We start from the raw sequence: 17,325 nt of genomic DNA on the forward strand, positions 1-17,325 counted from the left end.
GACCCCCCTCAGACCATCTTGAAGAATCGACCCCGAAAGAGGGATTGACGACAAGTGCTCGACGTCAACTTCTTCGACGAGCTGCGGATCGGCCTCGCCACTGCTGACGACATCCGTCAGTGGTCCCACGGTGAGGTCAAGAAGCCGGAGACCATCAACTACCGCACCCTCAAGCCCGAAAAGGACGGACTCTTCTGCGAGAAGATCTTCGGTCCGACCCGGGACTGGGAGTGCTACTGCGGCAAGTACAAGCGCGTGCGCTTCAAGGGCATCATCTGTGAGCGCTGTGGCGTCGAGGTCACGCGCGCCAAGGTGCGCCGTGAGCGGATGGGCCACATCGAGCTTGCCGCTCCCGTGACCCACATCTGGTACTTCAAGGGCGTCCCGTCGCGCCTTGGCTACCTGCTCGACCTCGCGCCGAAGGACCTTGAGAAGGTCATCTACTTCGCCGCGTACATGATCACGTTCGTGGACGAGGAGCGCCGGACGCGCGACCTGCCGTCGCTGGAGGCCCACGTCTCCGTAGAGCGCCAGCAGATCGAGAACCGTCGCGACTCCGACCTCGAAGCCCGCGCCAAGAAGCTCGAGACGGACCTCGCCGAGCTTGAGGCCGAGGGTGCCAAGGCCGATGTGCGCCGCAAGGTGCGCGAGGGTGCCGAGCGTGAGATGAAGCAGCTGCGCGACCGTGCGCAGCGCGAGATCGACCGTCTGGACGAGGTCTGGTCGCGCTTCAAGAACCTCAAGGTCCAGGACCTCGAGGGCGACGAGCTGCTCTACCGCGAGCTGCGTGACCGCTTCGGCACGTACTTCGACGGCTCGATGGGCGCCGCTGCTCTGCAGAAGCGCCTGGAGACCTTCGACCTCGACGAGGAGGCCGAGCGCCTCCGCGAGATCATCCGCACCGGCAAGGGCCAGAAGAAGACCCGTGCGCTCAAGCGCCTCAAGGTCGTCTCCGCGTTCCTGCAGACCAGCAACAGCCCCAAGGGCATGGTGCTGGACTGCGTGCCGGTCATCCCGCCGGACCTTCGCCCGATGGTGCAGCTGGACGGTGGCCGCTTCGCGACCTCCGACCTGAACGACCTGTACCGCCGTGTGATCAACCGCAACAACCGTCTGAAGCGTCTGCTCGACCTCGGTGCCCCCGAGATCATCGTGAACAACGAGAAGCGGATGCTCCAGGAGGCGGTCGACGCCCTCTTCGACAACGGCCGTCGCGGTCGCCCGGTCACGGGCCCCGGCAACCGTCCGCTGAAGTCCCTCAGCGACATGCTGAAGGGCAAGCAGGGTCGATTCCGTCAGAACCTTCTCGGTAAGCGTGTGGACTACTCCGCGCGTTCCGTGATCGTCGTCGGTCCGCAGCTGAAGCTGCACCAGTGTGGTCTGCCCAAGGCCATGGCGCTGGAGCTCTTCAAGCCGTTCGTGATGAAGCGCCTGGTCGACCTGAACCACGCGCAGAACATCAAGAGCGCCAAGCGGATGGTCGAGCGCGGCCGCACGGTCGTCTACGACGTCCTCGAAGAGGTCATCGCCGAGCACCCGGTTCTGCTGAACCGTGCGCCCACGCTGCACCGCCTCGGCATCCAGGCCTTCGAGCCCCAGCTGGTCGAGGGCAAGGCCATCCAGATCCACCCGCTCGTCTGCACCGCGTTCAACGCGGACTTCGACGGTGACCAGATGGCCGTGCACCTGCCGCTCTCCGCGGAGGCGCAGGCCGAGGCCCGCATCCTGATGCTGTCCTCGAACAACATCCTCAAGCCGGCCGACGGCCGTCCGGTGACGATGCCGACGCAGGACATGGTCCTGGGTCTGTTCTTCCTCACCACCGACGGCGAGCTGCGTGACACCAAGGGCGAGGGCCGCGCGTTCGGCTCCACGGCCGAGGCGATCATGGCGTTCGACGCCGGTGAGCTCGCGCTGCAGTCGCCGATCGACATCCGTTTCCCGATCGGCACCGTCCCGCCGCGTGAGTGGACCCCGCCGGTCGAGGAGGAGGGCGAGGCGACCTGGCAGCAGGGCGACTCGTTCCGTCTCCGTACGTCCCTCGGCCGCGCGCTCTTCAACGAGCTGCTGCCGGAGGACTACCCGTTCGTCGACTACTCGGTGGGCAAGAAGCAGCTCTCCGAGATCGTCAACGACCTGGCCGAGCGCTACCCCAAGGTCATCGTGGCGGCGACGCTCGACAACCTGAAGGCGGCGGGCTTCTACTGGGCGACCCGTTCCGGTGTCACCGTGGCCATCTCCGACGTCGTGGTCCCCGAGGCCAAGAAGGCGATCGTCGCGGGCTACGAGGCGCAGGACGAGAAGGTCCAGAAGCAGTACGAGCGCGGTCTGATCACCAAGGACGAGCGCACGCAGGAGCTCATCGCGATCTGGACCAAGGCGACCAACGAGGTTGCCGAGGCGATGAACGCGAACTTCCCGAAGACGAACCCCATCTTCATGATGGTTGACTCGGGTGCCCGAGGAAACATGATGCAGATGCGTCAGATCGCGGGTATGCGTGGTCTGGTGTCGAACGCGAAGAACGAGACCATCCCGCGTCCGATCAAGGCGTCCTTCCGTGAGGGCCTCACCGTTCTGGAGTACTTCATCTCCACGCACGGTGCCCGTAAGGGTCTGGCGGACACCGCCCTGCGTACCGCCGACTCGGGTTACCTGACCCGTCGTCTGGTGGACGTCTCGCAGGACGTGATCATCCGCGAGGAGGACTGCGGCACCGACCGCGGCCTCAAGCTGAAGATCGCCGTCCGGGGCGAGGACGGTGTGCTCCGCAAGACGGAGGACGTCGAGACCTCGGTCTACGCCCGGATGCTCGCCGAGGACGTCGTCGTCGACGGCAAGGTCATCGCGCCGGCCAACGTGGACCTCGGTGACGTGCTCATCGACGCGCTGGTGGGTGCGGGCGTCGAGGAGGTCAAGACCCGCTCGGTCCTGACCTGTGAGTCGGCCGTCGGCACCTGTGCCTTCTGCTACGGCCGCTCGCTGGCCACCGGCAAGCTGGTCGACATCGGTGAGGCGGTCGGCATCATCGCCGCCCAGTCCATCGGTGAGCCCGGTACCCAGCTGACGATGCGTACCTTCCACACCGGTGGTGTGGCCGGTGACGACATCACCCAGGGTCTGCCCCGTGTCGTCGAGCTCTTCGAGGCTCGTACGCCCAAGGGTGTCGCCCCGATCTCGGAGGCCAAGGGCCGCATCCGGATCGAGGAGACCGAGAAGACCAAGAAGATCGTCGTCACCCCGGACGACGGCAGCGACGAGACGGCGTTCCCGATCTCGAAGCGTGCCCGTCTGCTCGTGGGCGAGGGCGACGCGGTCGACGTGGGCCAGAAGCTCACCGTCGGTGCGACCAACCCGCACGACGTGCTCCGGATCCTCGGTCAGCGTGCGGTCCAGGTCCACCTGGTCGGCGAAGTCCAGAAGGTCTACAACTCGCAGGGCGTGTCGATCCACGACAAGCACATCGAGATCATCATCCGGCAGATGCTGCGCCGCGTGACGATCATCGAGTCCGGCGACGCGGAGCTCCTGCCGGGCGAGCTCGTCGAGCGCTCGAAGTTCGAGACCGAGAACCGTCGTGTGGTCACGGAAGGCGGCCACCCGGCCTCCGGCCGTCCGCAGCTGATGGGTATCACCAAGGCCTCGCTGGCGACGGAATCCTGGCTGTCGGCCGCCTCCTTCCAGGAGACGACCCGAGTCCTGACGGATGCGGCGATCAACGCCAAGTCCGACAGCCTCATCGGCCTCAAGGAGAACGTCATCATCGGTAAGCTCATCCCGGCCGGTACGGGTCTGTCCCGCTACCGCAACATCCGGGTCGAGCCGACCGAGGAGGCCAAGGCCGCGATGTACTCGGCCGTCGGCTACGACGACATCGACTACTCGCCGTTCGGCACCGGCTCCGGCCAGGCCGTTCCGCTGGAGGACTACGACTACGGTCCGTACAACCAGTAAGGCGTACGTCTGCTGAAGGGCGCCCACTCCGTTTCACACGGGGTGGGCGCCCTTCGGCGTATGGTGGGTGGCGCTTGTCGAACGCATATTCGAAAGGCGGTGCGGCCGATGGGGATGAGCGCCCAGGAGCGGCTGGTGGACGTGGTGGCGGCCGCGGTGGAGGTGGCGGCCGAGGCGGGCGAGTCCGGTACGTACACCGCCGACGTCGGCCGCACGCTCGGGGCGGTGGTGGCCAAGGAGGCGGTGCGGCCGATGGGGATGAGCGCCCAGGAGCGGCTGGTGGACGTGGTGGCGGCCGCGGTGGAGGTGGCGGCCGAGGCGGGCGAGTCCGGTACGTACACCGCCGACGTCGGCCGCACGCTCGGGGCGGTGGTGGCCAAGGTGGGGGCGCGGATCGCCGTCGACGGGGGCCGGAACCCGCGCCGCCCGGACTCGTACGCAAGAGTCCGCATTCCAAGGTGCCCACCATCCCCCGGCTGGCCGCGCCCAGACGGGAGCGGGGCAAGGGAGGCGCGGAGCCGCCGGAGGACGGGGCGGGGTGAGACGCGTCTCACCGGGTCCGCGGGGTGTCCCGCGTGTGGGTATTTGTTTTGACCCAAGTCGATGAGGTAGGTACGCTCAGACCTTGTGCCTGGGGTGTGCCTGGGCTCCCCTGCGTGCCTACGTCCGCAGGACGAGCCAGATACGGCCACCGCGATCTGCGCTTTCTCCGTGCCCACGGCGAGAGCCTGCAGCATTCGACACACCCGACCGCGTGGGTCGGCGACGTTCCAGGTTAGTTTCACCAACGGCACACAGAAACCGGAGAAGTAGTGCCTACGATCCAGCAGCTGGTCCGGAAGGGCCGGCAGGACAAGGTCGAGAAGACGAAGACGCCCGCGCTTGAGGCTTCGCCCCAGCGTCGTGGCGTCTGCACGCGTGTGTTCACGACCACCCCGAAGAAGCCGAACTCGGCGCTGCGGAAGGTCGCGCGTGTGCGTCTGACCTCCGGCATCGAGGTCACCGCTTACATTCCGGGTGAGGGACACAACCTGCAGGAGCACTCGATCGTGCTCGTGCGTGGTGGCCGTGTGAAGGACCTGCCGGGTGTTCGTTACAAGATCATCCGCGGTGCGCTTGACACCCAGGCTGTCAAGAACCGCAAGCAGGCCCGCAGCCGCTACGGCGCCAAGAAGGAGAAGTAAGAATGCCTCGTAAGGGCCCCGCCCCGAAGCGCCCGGTCATCATCGACCCGGTCTACCAGTCTCCTCTTGTCACCTCGCTGATCAACAAGATCCTGCTGGACGGCAAGCGCTCCACCGCCGAGCGCATCGTCTACGGCGCCATGGAAGGCCTCCGCGAGAAGACCGGCAACGACCCGGTCATCACGCTGAAGCGCGCGCTGGAGAACGTCAAGCCGTCCCTCGAGGTCAAGTCCCGCCGTGTCGGTGGCGCGACCTACCAGGTCCCGATCGAGGTCAAGCCGGGTCGCCAGTCGACCCTGGCCCTCCGCTGGCTCGTGGGTTACTCCCGCGCCCGCCGCGAGAAGACCATGACCGAGCGCCTCATGAACGAGCTCCTCGACGCCTCGAACGGCCTCGGTGCGGCCGTCAAGAAGCGTGAGGACACGCACAAGATGGCCGAGTCCAACAAGGCCTTCGCGCACTACCGCTGGTAGTCGCAACCCACATCGAGACCGAGAGAAGACTGAGCCGATATGGCTACCACTTCGCTTGACCTGGCCAAGGTGCGCAACATCGGCATCATGGCCCACATCGACGCGGGCAAGACGACCACCACTGAGCGGATCCTGTTCTACACCGGCGTCTCGTACAAGATCGGTGAAGTCCACGACGGCGCTGCCACGATGGACTGGATGGAGCAGGAGCAGGAGCGCGGCATCACCATCACGTCCGCCGCGACGACCTGCCACTGGCCGCTCGAGGACGTCGACCACACCATCAACATCATCGACACCCCGGGTCACGTGGACTTCACGGTCGAGGTGGAGCGTTCGCTCCGCGTCCTCGACGGTGCCGTCACCGTGTTCGACGGTGTCGCCGGTGTGGAGCCGCAGTCCGAGACGGTCTGGCGTCAGGCCGACCGTTACGGCGTGCCGCGTATCTGCTTCGTGAACAAGCTCGACCGTACCGGCGCTGAGTTCCACCGCTGTGTCGACATGATCGTGGACCGCCTCGGCGCGACCCCGATCGTGATGCAGCTGCCGATCGGCGCCGAGATGAACTTCGAGGGCGTTGTCGACCTCGTTCGTATGAAGGCGCTTGTCTGGTCCGCCGAGGCCACCAAGGGCGAGATGTACGACGTCGTCGACATCCCGGCCACGCACGTCGAGGCCGCTGAAGAGTGGCGCGGCAAGCTGGTCGAGACCGTCGCGGAGAACGACGACCAGATCATGGAGCTGTTCCTGGAGGGCGTCGAGCCCACCGAGGAGCAGCTGTACGCCGCGGTCCGTCGTATCACCATCGCGTCCGGCAAGGGCGGGGACACCACGGTGACCCCCGTCTTCTGCGGCACCGCGTTCAAGAACAAGGGCGTCCAGCCCCTGCTCGACGCGGTCGTGCGCTACCTGCCTTCGCCCCTGGACGTCGAGGCCATCGAGGGCCACGACGTCAAGGACGCCGAGGTTGTCGTCAAGCGCAAGCCGTCGGACGAGGAGCCGCTGTCGGCCCTCGCGTTCAAGATCGCGAGCGACCCGCACCTCGGCAAGCTCACCTTCATCCGGATCTACTCCGGTCGCCTGGAGGCCGGCACCTCGGTGCTGAACTCCGTCAAGGGCAAGAAGGAGCGCATCGGCAAGATCTACCGCATGCACGCGAACAAGCGTGAGGAGATCGACGCGGTGGGCGCCGGCGACATCGTCGCCGTCATGGGCCTGAAGCAGACCACCACCGGTGAGACGCTGTGCGACGAGAAGAAGCCGGTCATCCTGGAGTCCATGGACTTCCCGGCCCCGGTCATCCAGGTCGCCATCGAGCCCAAGTCCAAGGGTGACCAGGAGAAGCTGGGTGTCGCCATCCAGCGTCTCGCGGAGGAGGACCCCTCCTTCCAGGTGCACTCGGACGAGGAGACCGGCCAGACCATCATCGGTGGTATGGGCGAGCTTCACCTCGACGTCCTCGTCGACCGTATGCGTCGCGAGTTCAAGGTCGAGGCGAACGTCGGCAAGCCGCAGGTCGCGTACCGCGAGACGATCCGCAAGGCCGTCGAGCGTCACGACTACACCCACAAGAAGCAGACCGGTGGTACCGGTCAGTTCGCCAAGGTGCAGATCGCGATCGAGCCCATCGAGGGCGGCGAGGCGTCGTACGAGTTCGTGAACAAGGTCACCGGTGGCCGCATCCCCCGGGAGTACATCCCGTCGGTGGACGCGGGTGCGCAGGAGGCCATGCAGTTCGGCATCCTGGCCGGCTACGAGATGACTGGCGTCCGCGTCATCCTTCTCGACGGTGGCTACCACGAGGTCGACTCCTCCGAGCTCGCGTTCAAGATCGCCGGTTCGCAGGCCTTCAAGGAGGCCGCGCGCAAGGCTTCGCCCGTGCTCCTTGAGCCGATGATGTCCGTCGAGGTCACCACGCCCGAGGACTACATGGGTGAGGTCATCGGCGACATCAACTCCCGCCGTGGCCAGATCCAGGCCATGGAGGAGCGCAGCGGCGCCCGCGTCGTGAAGGGCCTCGTGCCCCTCTCGGAGATGTTCGGCTACGTCGGAGACCTCCGCAGCAAGACCTCGGGTCGCGCAAGCTACTCGATGCAGTTCGACTCCTACGCCGAGGTTCCGCGGAACGTCGCCGAGGAGATCATCGCGAAGGCCAAGGGCGAGTAACTCTTCGGAGTTCACCCGCTTTAGGCTTGTCACCGGAGTCCGGTGGGGCATTCGCCGCAATGCGAGAGTATTGCGGCGAATGCCCCCGGACCCGGCATCCCAGCAAAGATCACCTGGCGCCGATGAAGCAAGGCGTACAGAACCACTCCGCAGGAGGACTCAGTGGCGAAGGCAAAGTTCGAGCGGACTAAGCCGCACGTCAACATCGGCACCATCGGTCACATCGACCACGGTAAGACGACCCTCACGGCCGCCATTACCAAGGTGCTGCACGACGCGTACCCGGACCTGAACGAGGCCTCGGCCTTCGACCAGATCGACAAGGCTCCCGAGGAGCGCCAGCGCGGTATCACGATCTCGATCGCGCACGTCGAGTACCAGACGGAGTCGCGTCACTACGCGCACGTCGACTGCCCGGGTCACGCTGACTACATCAAGAACATGATCACGGGTGCCGCGCAGATGGACGGCGCCATCCTCGTGGTCGCCGCCACCGACGGCCCGATGCCGCAGACCAAGGAGCACGTGCTCCTGGCCCGCCAGGTCGGCGTTCCGTACATCGTCGTCGCCCTGAACAAGGCCGACATGGTGGACGACGAGGAGATCCTGGAGCTCGTCGAGCTCGAGGTCCGTGAGCTCCTCTCCGAGTACGAGTTCCCGGGCGACGACCTGCCGGTCGTCAAGGTCTCCGCGCTCAAGGCCCTTGAGGGCGACGCCGAGTGGGGCCAGACCGTCCTCGACCTGATGAAGGCCGTCGACGAGTCCATCCCGCAGCCCGAGCGTGACGTCGACAAGCCGTTCCTGATGCCGATCGAGGACGTCTTCACGATCACCGGTCGTGGCACCGTCGTCACCGGTCGTATCGAGCGCGGTATCCTCAAGGTCAACGAGACCGTCGACATCATCGGCATCAAGACCGAGAAGACCACCACCACGGTCACCGGTATCGAGATGTTCCGCAAGCTGCTCGACGAGGGCCAGGCCGGTGAGAACGTCGGTCTGCTCCTCCGTGGCATCAAGCGCGAGGACGTCGAGCGCGGCCAGGTCATCATCAAGCCGGGTTCGGTCACGCCGCACACCGACTTCGAGGCCCAGGCCTACATCCTGTCCAAGGACGAGGGTGGCCGTCACACGCCGTTCTTCAACAACTACCGTCCCCAGTTCTACTTCCGTACGACGGACGTGACTGGTGTGGTGACCCTCCCCGAGGGCACCGAGATGGTCATGCCGGGCGACAACACCGCCATGACGGTCGCGCTGATCCAGCCGATCGCCATGGAGGAGGGCCTCAAGTTCGCCATCCGTGAGGGTGGCCGGACCGTGGGCGCCGGCCAGGTCGTCAAGATCACGAAGTAATTCGTGTTCTGACCTGGTAGCTCGCGACTGAGCACCGAGAGAGGGCCCCGCACCGAGAGGTGCGGGGCCTTTTCGTTGTCCGTACGCGGGTACGGGACGCACACCGCGGGCGGTACGCCCGCTCAGCCCGCCGCGCGGACCGGCGGCGCCCCGGCCGACCCCAGCGCCCACACCCACGGCGCCCCGTCCACACCGAGGCCGACGGCGACCGGGCCACGCGCGGTGAGGTGGAGGGTCGGGGCGTCGACCGGCACCACGCCCTGGGTACGGGTCTGCCGCTCGCCCCCGACGAGGGCCTGGACCCGCCCCTTCACGTCCTTGCCCAGCACGACCAGGCCGTCGTCCTTCGGCGACAGGAGCGCGCCGACCGGCCCGTACCCGTCGAAGGGCTCCGGGGGCGCGGTGCGCCCGGTCCCGTCCGCGCGGACGGAGACGAGCCGGGGGTCGGCCGGGGCGAGCCCCTTGCCCTTGGTCTTCCGGGGGTCGGTGAGCGTCCGGTACAGCAGCTGTACGCCACCGTCGGGCAGGCCCACGGCGGTGGGCGCGTCGACGGCGAGCGGCAGCAGGGGCCCGCCCTTGACGTAGGCGACCGGCTGCCCGGGCGCGCCCTGCGTCCAGTGGTGGACGAAGTCGTATCCGGGCGCGAAGACATGTACGCGCCCCTGGGCGTCCACGGTCGCGCCGAGCCCGTCCTGTACGGTCTCGCCGCCGAGGGCGCGCCAGGGCCCCCAGGACCCGTCGGCCTCCCGGACACGCGTACTGACGCCCTTGTCGGCATTGCGGACGAAGAGGTGGACGCGGCCGTCGGGGGCGGTGACGGCGACGGGGGAGCCGATGCGGCGCCCCCGGTCGTCACCGGCCTCCGGGTTCCCCAGCCCGCGCCAGGCCCGGAAGGGCCCGCCGGGGGAGCCCTGCTCCAGGAGGACGACCTCCCTCGTGTTGGCGCCCGCGCGCCCGGCTATCGCGGCGAACCGCAGCCCGAAGAGCAGCTGCCGCCCGTCCCGGAGCGCGGCCCCGCCGAGCACGGGCGCGAGCGGCCCGCCACCGAGGTCGTCGGCCGCCCCGAACCGGCCGCTGCCGGGCGCGGTCTCCCGCCACCGCACGGCGCGCAGCCCCAGCACCCCGTACGCGGCGAGCCGCCCGTCGGGCTCGTCGCCGACGACCGGCCGGGGCCCGGGGAAGCGGTAGTGGGTGGAGCGCACCCACCCCTTCCAGTTGGTCAGCGGCCGCTTCCCGCCGACGTTGTAGTCCCCGCAGCCGCTGGGGTTGCCGCACTGCCAGTTCGGGGCGCCGCCGTAGGGCCGCAGGTGGGCGGCCTTCTCGGCGAGGACGGCGGACGGCAGGTTCTTGGGCCAGTGCCGGTTGTAGTAGGCGCGGTAGGAGGTGACGGCGAAGCCGGGTACCCCCTTCCCGTCGCGGGTGGCCTGGGCGACGTACCGCACCATCCCCGCCCAGGCGAAGGAGGCGGCGGCGGTGTGGTCGGCGTGGTCGGCGTACCCCGGCTGCTCGCTGTCGTGCTGCCGCGCCTTCTCGGTGCTGTGCTGCATGTCGGGGTCGGGGTCGAGGGTCTGGACGAGCGTGGGGGCGTACGCGTCGAGCAGCCCCGCGATCACCTCGACGAGTCCGTCGTACGTGTACGGGGCGGCGGCGGTCAGCGGCGAGCCCTCGGCGATGACGACGGGCAGCGACAGCGCCCGGTCCTCCCAGAGGCTGGGCAGCCCCATCCGGCTGCCGCGCAGGGTGTGCATGGCGGTGTTCACGAACACGAGCTCGACGTGGCGCCCGTTGTGGACGAGCGTGTTGACCTCGGCGCGATGCCCGCCGCGCAGGTCCCGTACGGACTTCTCCCACGGGGTGAACAGGGGCAGCCCGAGGAGCGCGGCATAGGCCTGCCGCAGCCCCTGGTGCCGGGCGGAGGAATAGGCGGCCTTGTCGTAGACCCGGTCCGAGGGATCGCTGACGACCCGGTTGTCCCCGTTGGCCTCGCCCCCGGTGAGATACACGCTGACGATCCCGGCCCCGCCGTCGAGGGCGTGCTGGGTGTCGGGGTTCATGAAGTACAGGTCGTCGTCGGGGTGCGCCACGATCTGCATCAGCACGGCACGCCGCCCGGCGGAGACGGGCTGGCCGGGTGCGGCGGTGGCGCCGTCCTGCCGGTGCCGGCGGTTGGCGGGAACGGAGCACGCCCCGACGGCGACGCCGCCCCCCACGGCACCGACGGCACCGAGCACGACACGCCTGCTGAGCCCCCGCTCCTCGAATGCTCCGAACACGTACGTTCCCCGTTCCCCGTCCACTTCTTCGGCACTTTTGTCGCCGGACTAGACGGGGAGGAGGGGGGCGCGGTTGCTCGGCGTGGTGGGGCGGCAAGGGCCCGGTGCGGGGCCGCCGGGGCACGCGGCCCCCGATTCCGGCCCGCACCCCCGCCCCGTGCGTACGCCCGTGTGACGTGGGGTACGATCCTCGGCTCGATTGGCCAGGCCAGGCCCCCGTATGGCAGACTGTCGGGGTTGCTCGGTTGAGTGCCGATGCTGCGCGCCTCCCGCCGGGAGGACCGGAAGCGAGTCCCACAGTACTCGTCGCCCCATCTGTCGCCTGCGGCAGCGCTGGAGCGGACGTACGGGAATCTTCCGGGAAGTGTCAGCGGGGCTCCAGCCAGGCGCCCGGTGGGTGTTCTGCCCCCCGTTCGCGAGGTCCACGGCCCGCATCCCCTTGGTTGGGAAATCCCTATGGGATTTCTGCGTAGAGGGAGTGCGACACGCCCGACCGCGTGGGTCGGAGGCGGAGGCCAACAGAACCCCCGGGTTCCAGAGCGTTACGAGACAAAGGACTACTAGGTAGCCATGGCGGGACAGAAGATCCGCATCCGGCTCAAGGCCTACGACCACGAGGTCATCGACTCCTCGGCGAAGAAGATCGTCGAGACGGTGACCCGCACTGGTGCGTCGGTCGCGGGCCCGGTGCCGCTGCCCACTGAGAAGAACGTGTACTGCGTCATCAAGTCGCCGCACAAGTACAAGGACTCTCGCGAGCACTTCGAGATGCGCACGCACAAGCGCCTCATCGACATCCTCGACCCCACGCCGAAGACGGTTGACTCGCTGATGCGTCTCGACCTCCCGGCCGGTGTCGACATCGAGATCAAGCTCTGAAGGGACGGGCCGAGATGAGCAAGAACATCAAGGGCGTCCTGGGCGAGAAGCTCGGCATGACGCAGGTGTGGGACGAGAACAACCGCGTTGTTCCGGTCACCGTCGTCAAGGCCGGGCCGTGCGTCGTGACGCAGGTTCGCACCAACGACGTCGACGGCTACGAGTCGGTCCAGATCGCCTTCGGCGAGATCGACCCGCGCAAGGTGAACAAGCCCCTCAAGGGCCACTTCGCCAAGGCCGACGTGACCCCGCGCCGCCACCTGGTGGAGCTCCGCACCCCTGACGCCAGCGAGTACACGCTGGGCCAGGAGATCACTGCCGAGGTGTTCGAGTCCGGCGTCAAGGTTGACGTCACGGGCAAGAGCAAGGGCAAGGGCTTCGCCGGTGTCATGAAGCGTCACAACTTCAAGGGCCTGGGCGCCGGTCACGGTACCCAGCGCAAGCACCGCTCGCCCGGTTCCATCGGTGGCTGCGCCACCCCTGGCCGTGTGTTCAAGGGCCTCCGCATGGCGGGTCGCATGGGCAACGAGCGTGTGACCACCCAGAACCTGACCGTCCACGCCGTTGACGCCGAGAAGGGTCTGCTGCTCATCAAGGGCGCCGTCCCCGGCCCCAACGGTGGCCTCGTCCTGGTCCGTACTGCGGCCAAGGGGGTTTGAGGAACCGATGAGCACCATTGACATCCTTTCGCCGGCTGGCGACAAGGCCGGGACCGTCGAGCTCCCCGCGGAGATCTTCGACGCGAAGACCAGCGTTCCGCTGATCCACCAGGTCGTCGTCGCTCAGCTCGCGGCTGCCCGCCAGGGCACGCACAAGACCAAGACCCGCGGTGAAGTCCGTGGTGGTGGCAAGAAGCCTTACCGCCAGAAGGGCACCGGCCGCGCGCGCCAGGGTTCGACCCGTGCGCCGCAGTTCGCCGGCGGTGGCGTCGTCCACGGCCCGCAGCCGCGTGACTACTCGCAGCGCACCCCCAAGAAGATGAAGGCCGCCGCCCTGCGCGGTGCCCTCTCCGACCGGGCGCGCCACTCCCGTATCCACGTCGTCACCGGCGTGGTCGACGGTGCGGTGTCCACCAAGGCCGCCAAGACGCTGTTCGGCAAGATCTCGGAGCGCAAGAACCTGCTCCTGGTCGTCGACCGCGCCGACGAGGCCGCGTGGCTGTCCGCCCGCAACCTGCCCCAGGTGCACATCCTGGAGCCGGGCCAGCTGAACACGTACGACGTGATCGTCTCCGACGACGTGGTCTTCACTCAGGCCGCTTTCGAGTCCTTCGTGTCTGGCCCCCAGACCGCTGAGACCGAAGGGAGCGACGCCTGATGTCGGCGACCGTTACCAGCAAGACCTTCACGGACCCGCGTGATCTTCTGATCAAGCCGGTTGTCTCCGAGAAGAGCTACGCGCTGCTGGACGAGAACAAGTACACGTTCATCGTCGCGCCCGGCGCCAACAAGACCCAGATCAAGCAGGCCGTCGAGGCGGTCTTCTCGGTCAAGGTCACCGGGGTCAACACGATCAACCGTCAGGGTAAGCGCAAGCGCACCAAGACCGGTTTCGGCAAGCGCGCCAACACGAAGCGCGCCATCGTGACCCTCGCTGAGGGCGACCGTATCGACATCTTCGGCCAGGCCTCCTAACGGAGCGCCCTGGTCCGAATATCGGACGAGGACTGAGAAATGGGTATCCGCAAGTACAAGCCGACGACTCCGGGCCGTCGTGGCTCCAGCGTCGCCGACTTTGTCGAGATCACGCGGTCCACGCCGGAGAAGTCGCTGGTCCGCCCCCTGCACAGCAAGGGCGGCCGTAACAACACCGGTCGTGTGACCGTCCGCCACCAGGGCGGTGGCCACAAGCGCGCCTACCGAGTGATCGACTTCCGTCGTCACGACAAGGACGGCGTGCCGGCGAAGGTCGCTCACATCGAGTACGACCCCAACCGCACCGCGCGCATCGCGCTCCTGCACTACGCGGACGGCGAGAAGCGCTACATCATCGCCCCCCGTGGCCTGAACCAGGGCGACCGTGTCGAGAACGGCCCGGCCGCCGACATCAAGCCCGGTAACAACCTGGCGCTGCGCAACATCCCGGTCGGTACGACCATCCACGCCATCGAGCTGCGGCCCGGCGGCGGCGCGAAGTTCGCCCGTTCCGCGGGTGCCTCCGTGCAGCTGCTGGCGAAGGAGGGCACGATGGCCCACCTTCGTATGCCTTCCGGTGAGATCCGTCTGGTCGACGTCCGCTGCCGCGCCACCATCGGCGAGGTCGGCAACGCCGAGCAGTCGAACATCAACTGGGGCAAGGCCGGCCGTATGCGCTGGAAGGGCGTTCGCCCGACCGTCCGCGGTGTCGCGATGAACCCGGTTGACCACCCGCACGGTGGTGGTGAAGGCAAGACCTCCGGTGGTCGCCACCCGGTCTCGCCGTGGGGTCAGAAGGAGGGTCGTACTCGCTCGCCGAAGAAGGCATCGAGCAAGTACATCGTCCGCCGCCGCAAGACGAACAAGAAGCGCTAGGAGCGGGTTTAGATGCCGCGCAGTCTCAAGAAGGGGCCCTTCGTCGACGGACACCTCATCAAGAAGGTGGACGTACAGAACGAGGCAGGCACCAAGAACGTCATCAAGACCTGGTCCCGTCGCTCGATGATCATCCCCAGCATGCTGGGTCACACGATCGCGGTGCACAACGGCAAGACCCACGTCCCGGTGTTCGTCACCGAGTCGATGGTCGGCCACAAGCTCGGCGAGTTCTCGCCGACTCGCACCTTCCGCGGCCACGTCAAGGACGACCGGAAGTCGAAGCGCCGCTAACGCGGGGTGGAAACGACTATGACTTACACCGAAGGGACAACCATGGAAGCCAGGGCCCAGGCGCGGTACATCCGCGTCACGCCCATGAAGGCCCGCCGCGTGGTGGACCTCATCCGTGGCATGGATGCCACGGAGGCTCAGGCGGTCCTGCGTTTCGCCCCGCAGGCCGCGAGCGTGCCGGTTGGCAAGGTGCTGGACAGCGCCATTGCCAACGCTGCACACAACTACGACCACACCGACGCCTCTTCGCTGGTCATCAGCGAGGCGTACGTGGATGAGGGCCCGACCCTGAAGCGGTTCCGTCCGCGTGCTCAGGGCCGTGCCTACCGGATCCGTAAGCGGACCAGCCACATCACCGTGGTCGTCAGCAGCAAGGAAGGAACCCGGTAATGGGCCAGAAGGTTAACCCGCATGGGTTCCGGCTCGGCATCACCACGGACTTCAAGTCCCGTTGGTACGCCGACAAGCTGTACAAGGACTACGTCAAGGAAGACGTCGCCATCCGCAGGATGATGACGTCCGGCATGGAGCGCGCCGGCATCTCGAAGGTGGAGATCGAGCGCACCCGTGACCGCGTGCGTGTGGACATCCACACCGCTCGTCCGGGCATCGTCATCGGCCGCCGTGGCGCCGAGGCCGACCGCATCCGCGGCGACCTCGAGAAGCTCACGGGCAAGCAGGTCCAGCTGAACATCCTCGAGGTCAAGAACCCCGAGATGGACGCTCAGCTGGTCGCCCAGGCCGTTGCCGAGCAGCTCTCCTCCCGCGTTTCCTTCCGTCGTGCCATGCGCAAGAGCATGCAGGGCACGATGAAGGCCGGCGCCAAGGGCATCAAGATCCAGTGCGGTGGCCGTCTCGGCGGCGCCGAGATGTCCCGCTCGGAGTTCTACCGCGAGGGCCGTGTGCCCCTGCACACGCTCCGCGCGAACGTGGACTACGGCTTCTTCGAGGCCAAGACGACCTTCGGCCGCATCGGCGTGAAGGTCTGGATCTACAAGGGCGATGTCAAGAACATCGCCGAGGTCCGCGCCGAGAACGCAGCGGCCCGTGCGGGTAACCGCCCGGCCCGTGGTGGCGCCAGCGACCGTCCGGCCGGTGGCCGCGGTGGTCGTGGCGGCGAGCGTGGCGGTCGCGGCCGCAAGCCGCAGCAGGCTGCGCCGGCTGCCGAGGCCCCCAAGGCCGAGGCTCCCGCCGCCGCCGCTCCGGCTGAGAGCACCGGAACGGAGGCCTGACCGAAATGCTGATCCCCCGTAGGGTCAAGCACCGCAAGCAGCACCACCCCAAGCGCCGCGGTATGGCCAAGGGTGGTACGACGGTTGCGTTCGGCGAGTACGGCATCCAGGCCCTCACGCCGGCGTACGTGACCAACCGCCAGATCGAGGCGGCTCGTATCGCGATGACCCGCCACATCAAGCGTGGCGGCAAGGTCTGGATCAACATCTACCCGGACCGCCCGCTGACGAAGAAGCCCGCCGAGACCCGCATGGGTTCCGGTAAGGGTTCTCCGGAGTGGTGGGTCGCGAACGTTCACCCGGGCCGGGTGATGTTCGAGCTGTCCTACCCGAACGAGAAGATTGCTCGTGAGGCGCTCACCCGCGCTGCTCACAAGCTCCCGATGAAGTGCCGCATCGTTCGGCGCGAGGCAGGTGAGGCGTGATGTCGGCCGGAACCAAGGCGTCCGAGCTGCGCGAGCTGGGCAACGAGGAGCTTGTTGCCAAGCTCAGCGAGGCCAAGGAAGAGCTGTTCAACCTCCGCTTCCAGGCGGCGACCGGCCAGCTCGAGAACCACGGTCGGCTCAAGTCCGTCCGTAAGGACATCGCCCGGATCTACACCCTGATGCGCGAGCGCGAGCTGGGCATCGAGACGGTGGAGAGCGCCTGATGAGCGAGAAGAATGTGACTGAGACGACTGAGCAGCGCGGTTTCCGCAAGACCCGTGAGGGTCTCGTCGTCAGCGACAAGATGGACAAGACCGTCGTCGTCGCTGTCGAGGACCGTGTGAAGCACGCGCTGTACGGCAAGGTCATCCGCCGTACGAACAAGCTCAAGGCGCACGACGAGCAGAACGCTGCCGGTATCGGCGACCGCGTCCTCATCATGGAGACGCGTCCGCTGTCGGCGAGCAAGCGCTGGCGCATCGTCGAGATCCTCGAGAAGGCCAAGTAATTACTTGAGGGGGTAACCCTTCAAGTCAGTTCCGCCAGGCTCGGTCGGGGCTCTCCCGCAAGGGACGGCCC

The 17,325-nt window shown here is 67.3% G+C and carries 18 protein-coding genes; 17 read left to right on the forward strand and 1 reads right to left on the reverse strand.

Going from position 1 to position 17,325, the window contains the following annotated elements; translation table 11 throughout:
• Positions 1-54: 54 nt before the first annotated feature.
• The 6 genes from A8W25_RS19365 (at position 55) to tuf (ending at position 9,133) form a co-directional block, all read left to right on the forward strand.
• Positions 55-3,954 (forward strand): DNA-directed RNA polymerase subunit beta', encoded by a 3,900-nt coding sequence (locus A8W25_RS19365; protein ID WP_067163137.1) that lies wholly within the window; start codon positions 55-57, stop codon positions 3,952-3,954.
• A 108-nt stretch (positions 3,955-4,062) separates the two neighbouring features.
• Positions 4,063-4,548 (forward strand): hypothetical protein, encoded by a 486-nt coding sequence (locus A8W25_RS19370; protein ID WP_067163138.1) that lies wholly within the window; start codon positions 4,063-4,065, stop codon positions 4,546-4,548.
• A 218-nt stretch (positions 4,549-4,766) separates the two neighbouring features.
• Positions 4,767-5,138 (forward strand): 30S ribosomal protein S12, encoded by a 372-nt coding sequence (gene rpsL, locus A8W25_RS19375; RefSeq protein ID WP_007265893.1) that lies wholly within the window; start codon positions 4,767-4,769, stop codon positions 5,136-5,138.
• A gap of 2 nt (positions 5,139-5,140) precedes the next feature.
• Entirely contained in the window at positions 5,141-5,611 is a 471-nt protein-coding gene (gene rpsG, locus A8W25_RS19380) for a 30S ribosomal protein S7 (RefSeq protein ID WP_067163140.1), read from the forward strand.
• Between the two features lie 39 nt (positions 5,612-5,650).
• On the forward strand, positions 5,651-7,777 hold the full coding sequence (gene fusA, locus A8W25_RS19385; protein ID WP_067163142.1) for an elongation factor G: 2,127 nt from the start codon (positions 5,651-5,653) through the stop codon (positions 7,775-7,777).
• A 162-nt stretch (positions 7,778-7,939) separates the two neighbouring features.
• A complete protein-coding gene (gene tuf / locus A8W25_RS19390) occupies positions 7,940-9,133 on the forward strand; it encodes an elongation factor Tu (protein WP_067163143.1) in 1,194 nt (397 codons plus the stop codon).
• A 122-nt stretch (positions 9,134-9,255) separates the two neighbouring features.
• On the opposite strand, the gene A8W25_RS19395 is transcribed toward tuf, so the two are convergent.
• Entirely contained in the window at positions 9,256-11,406 is a 2,151-nt protein-coding gene (locus A8W25_RS19395) for a PIG-L family deacetylase (RefSeq protein WP_199831781.1), read from the reverse strand.
• A gap of 570 nt (positions 11,407-11,976) precedes the next feature.
• Between A8W25_RS19395 and rpsJ the strand changes: the two genes are divergently transcribed.
• The 11 genes from rpsJ to rpsQ are packed head-to-tail and all read left to right on the forward strand — an operon-like array spanning position 11,977 to position 17,254.
• The gene (gene rpsJ, locus A8W25_RS19400; RefSeq protein ID WP_003948644.1) at positions 11,977-12,285 is read left to right on the forward strand and encodes a 30S ribosomal protein S10; all 309 of its coding nucleotides are present in this window, start codon (positions 11,977-11,979) and stop codon (positions 12,283-12,285) included.
• A 14-nt stretch (positions 12,286-12,299) separates the two neighbouring features.
• The gene (gene rplC, locus A8W25_RS19405; RefSeq protein ID WP_067163147.1) at positions 12,300-12,944 is read left to right on the forward strand and encodes a 50S ribosomal protein L3; all 645 of its coding nucleotides are present in this window, start codon (positions 12,300-12,302) and stop codon (positions 12,942-12,944) included.
• A 7-nt stretch (positions 12,945-12,951) separates the two neighbouring features.
• Positions 12,952-13,602, forward strand: a complete 651-nt coding sequence (rplD, locus tag A8W25_RS19410) for a 50S ribosomal protein L4 (protein ID WP_067163149.1) — start codon at positions 12,952-12,954, stop codon at positions 13,600-13,602.
• A complete protein-coding gene (gene rplW / locus A8W25_RS19415) occupies positions 13,599-13,919 on the forward strand; it encodes a 50S ribosomal protein L23 (RefSeq protein ID WP_101389599.1) in 321 nt (106 codons plus the stop codon). Before rplD ends, rplW begins: the two co-directional genes overlap by 4 nt.
• A gap of 39 nt (positions 13,920-13,958) precedes the next feature.
• Positions 13,959-14,795, forward strand: a complete 837-nt coding sequence (gene rplB, locus A8W25_RS19420) for a 50S ribosomal protein L2 (RefSeq protein ID WP_067163152.1) — start codon at positions 13,959-13,961, stop codon at positions 14,793-14,795.
• A 12-nt stretch (positions 14,796-14,807) separates the two neighbouring features.
• Positions 14,808-15,089: a 30S ribosomal protein S19 gene (rpsS, locus tag A8W25_RS19425; RefSeq protein WP_067163154.1), complete on the forward strand. Its 282-nt coding sequence runs from the start codon at positions 14,808-14,810 to the stop codon at positions 15,087-15,089.
• Between the two features lie 42 nt (positions 15,090-15,131).
• The gene (gene rplV / locus A8W25_RS19430; protein ID WP_004571827.1) at positions 15,132-15,479 is read left to right on the forward strand and encodes a 50S ribosomal protein L22; all 348 of its coding nucleotides are present in this window, start codon (positions 15,132-15,134) and stop codon (positions 15,477-15,479) included.
• Positions 15,479-16,321, forward strand: a complete 843-nt coding sequence (rpsC, locus tag A8W25_RS19435; protein ID WP_067163157.1) for a 30S ribosomal protein S3 — start codon at positions 15,479-15,481, stop codon at positions 16,319-16,321. Before rplV ends, rpsC begins: the two co-directional genes overlap by 1 nt.
• Before the next feature lie 5 nt (positions 16,322-16,326).
• The gene (rplP, locus tag A8W25_RS19440; protein WP_053727610.1) at positions 16,327-16,746 is read left to right on the forward strand and encodes a 50S ribosomal protein L16; all 420 of its coding nucleotides are present in this window, start codon (positions 16,327-16,329) and stop codon (positions 16,744-16,746) included.
• Positions 16,746-16,970 carry a 50S ribosomal protein L29 gene (gene rpmC / locus A8W25_RS19445; protein ID WP_067163159.1) on the forward strand — a complete coding sequence of 75 codons (225 nt, stop codon included), beginning with the start codon at positions 16,746-16,748 and terminating at the stop codon, positions 16,968-16,970. Before rplP ends, rpmC begins: the two co-directional genes overlap by 1 nt.
• A complete protein-coding gene (rpsQ, locus tag A8W25_RS19450) occupies positions 16,970-17,254 on the forward strand; it encodes a 30S ribosomal protein S17 (protein ID WP_067163162.1) in 285 nt (94 codons plus the stop codon). Before rpmC ends, rpsQ begins: the two co-directional genes overlap by 1 nt.
• Positions 17,255-17,325: the final 71 nt, after the last annotated feature.

The organism is Streptomyces sp. ERV7 (assembly GCF_001653515.1).
Lineage (GTDB): Bacteria > Actinomycetota > Actinomycetes > Streptomycetales > Streptomycetaceae > Streptomyces.

Bases quoted from the DNA above. Each gene is read 5' to 3' on its own strand.
- rpsQ (WP_067163162.1), top strand. From the start codon at position 16,970: ATGAGCGAGAAGAATGTGACTGAGACGACTGAGCAGCGCGGTTTCCGC.
- fusA (WP_067163142.1), top strand. From the start codon at position 5,651: ATGGCTACCACTTCGCTTGACCTGGCCAAGGTGCGCAACATCGGCATC.
- rpsJ (WP_003948644.1), top strand. From the start codon at position 11,977: ATGGCGGGACAGAAGATCCGCATCCGGCTCAAGGCCTACGACCACGAG.
- A8W25_RS19370 (WP_067163138.1), top strand. From the start codon at position 4,063: ATGGGGATGAGCGCCCAGGAGCGGCTGGTGGACGTGGTGGCGGCCGCG.
- rpsS (WP_067163154.1), top strand. From the start codon at position 14,808: ATGCCGCGCAGTCTCAAGAAGGGGCCCTTCGTCGACGGACACCTCATC.
- rplV (WP_004571827.1), top strand. From the start codon at position 15,132: ATGGAAGCCAGGGCCCAGGCGCGGTACATCCGCGTCACGCCCATGAAG.
- rpmC (WP_067163159.1), top strand. From the start codon at position 16,746: ATGTCGGCCGGAACCAAGGCGTCCGAGCTGCGCGAGCTGGGCAACGAG.
- rplD (WP_067163149.1), top strand. From the start codon at position 12,952: ATGAGCACCATTGACATCCTTTCGCCGGCTGGCGACAAGGCCGGGACC.
- rplP (WP_053727610.1), top strand. From the start codon at position 16,327: ATGCTGATCCCCCGTAGGGTCAAGCACCGCAAGCAGCACCACCCCAAG.
- rplC (WP_067163147.1), top strand. From the start codon at position 12,300: ATGAGCAAGAACATCAAGGGCGTCCTGGGCGAGAAGCTCGGCATGACG.
- rplB (WP_067163152.1), top strand. From the start codon at position 13,959: ATGGGTATCCGCAAGTACAAGCCGACGACTCCGGGCCGTCGTGGCTCC.
- rpsG (WP_067163140.1), top strand. From the start codon at position 5,141: ATGCCTCGTAAGGGCCCCGCCCCGAAGCGCCCGGTCATCATCGACCCG.
- rpsC (WP_067163157.1), top strand. From the start codon at position 15,479: ATGGGCCAGAAGGTTAACCCGCATGGGTTCCGGCTCGGCATCACCACG.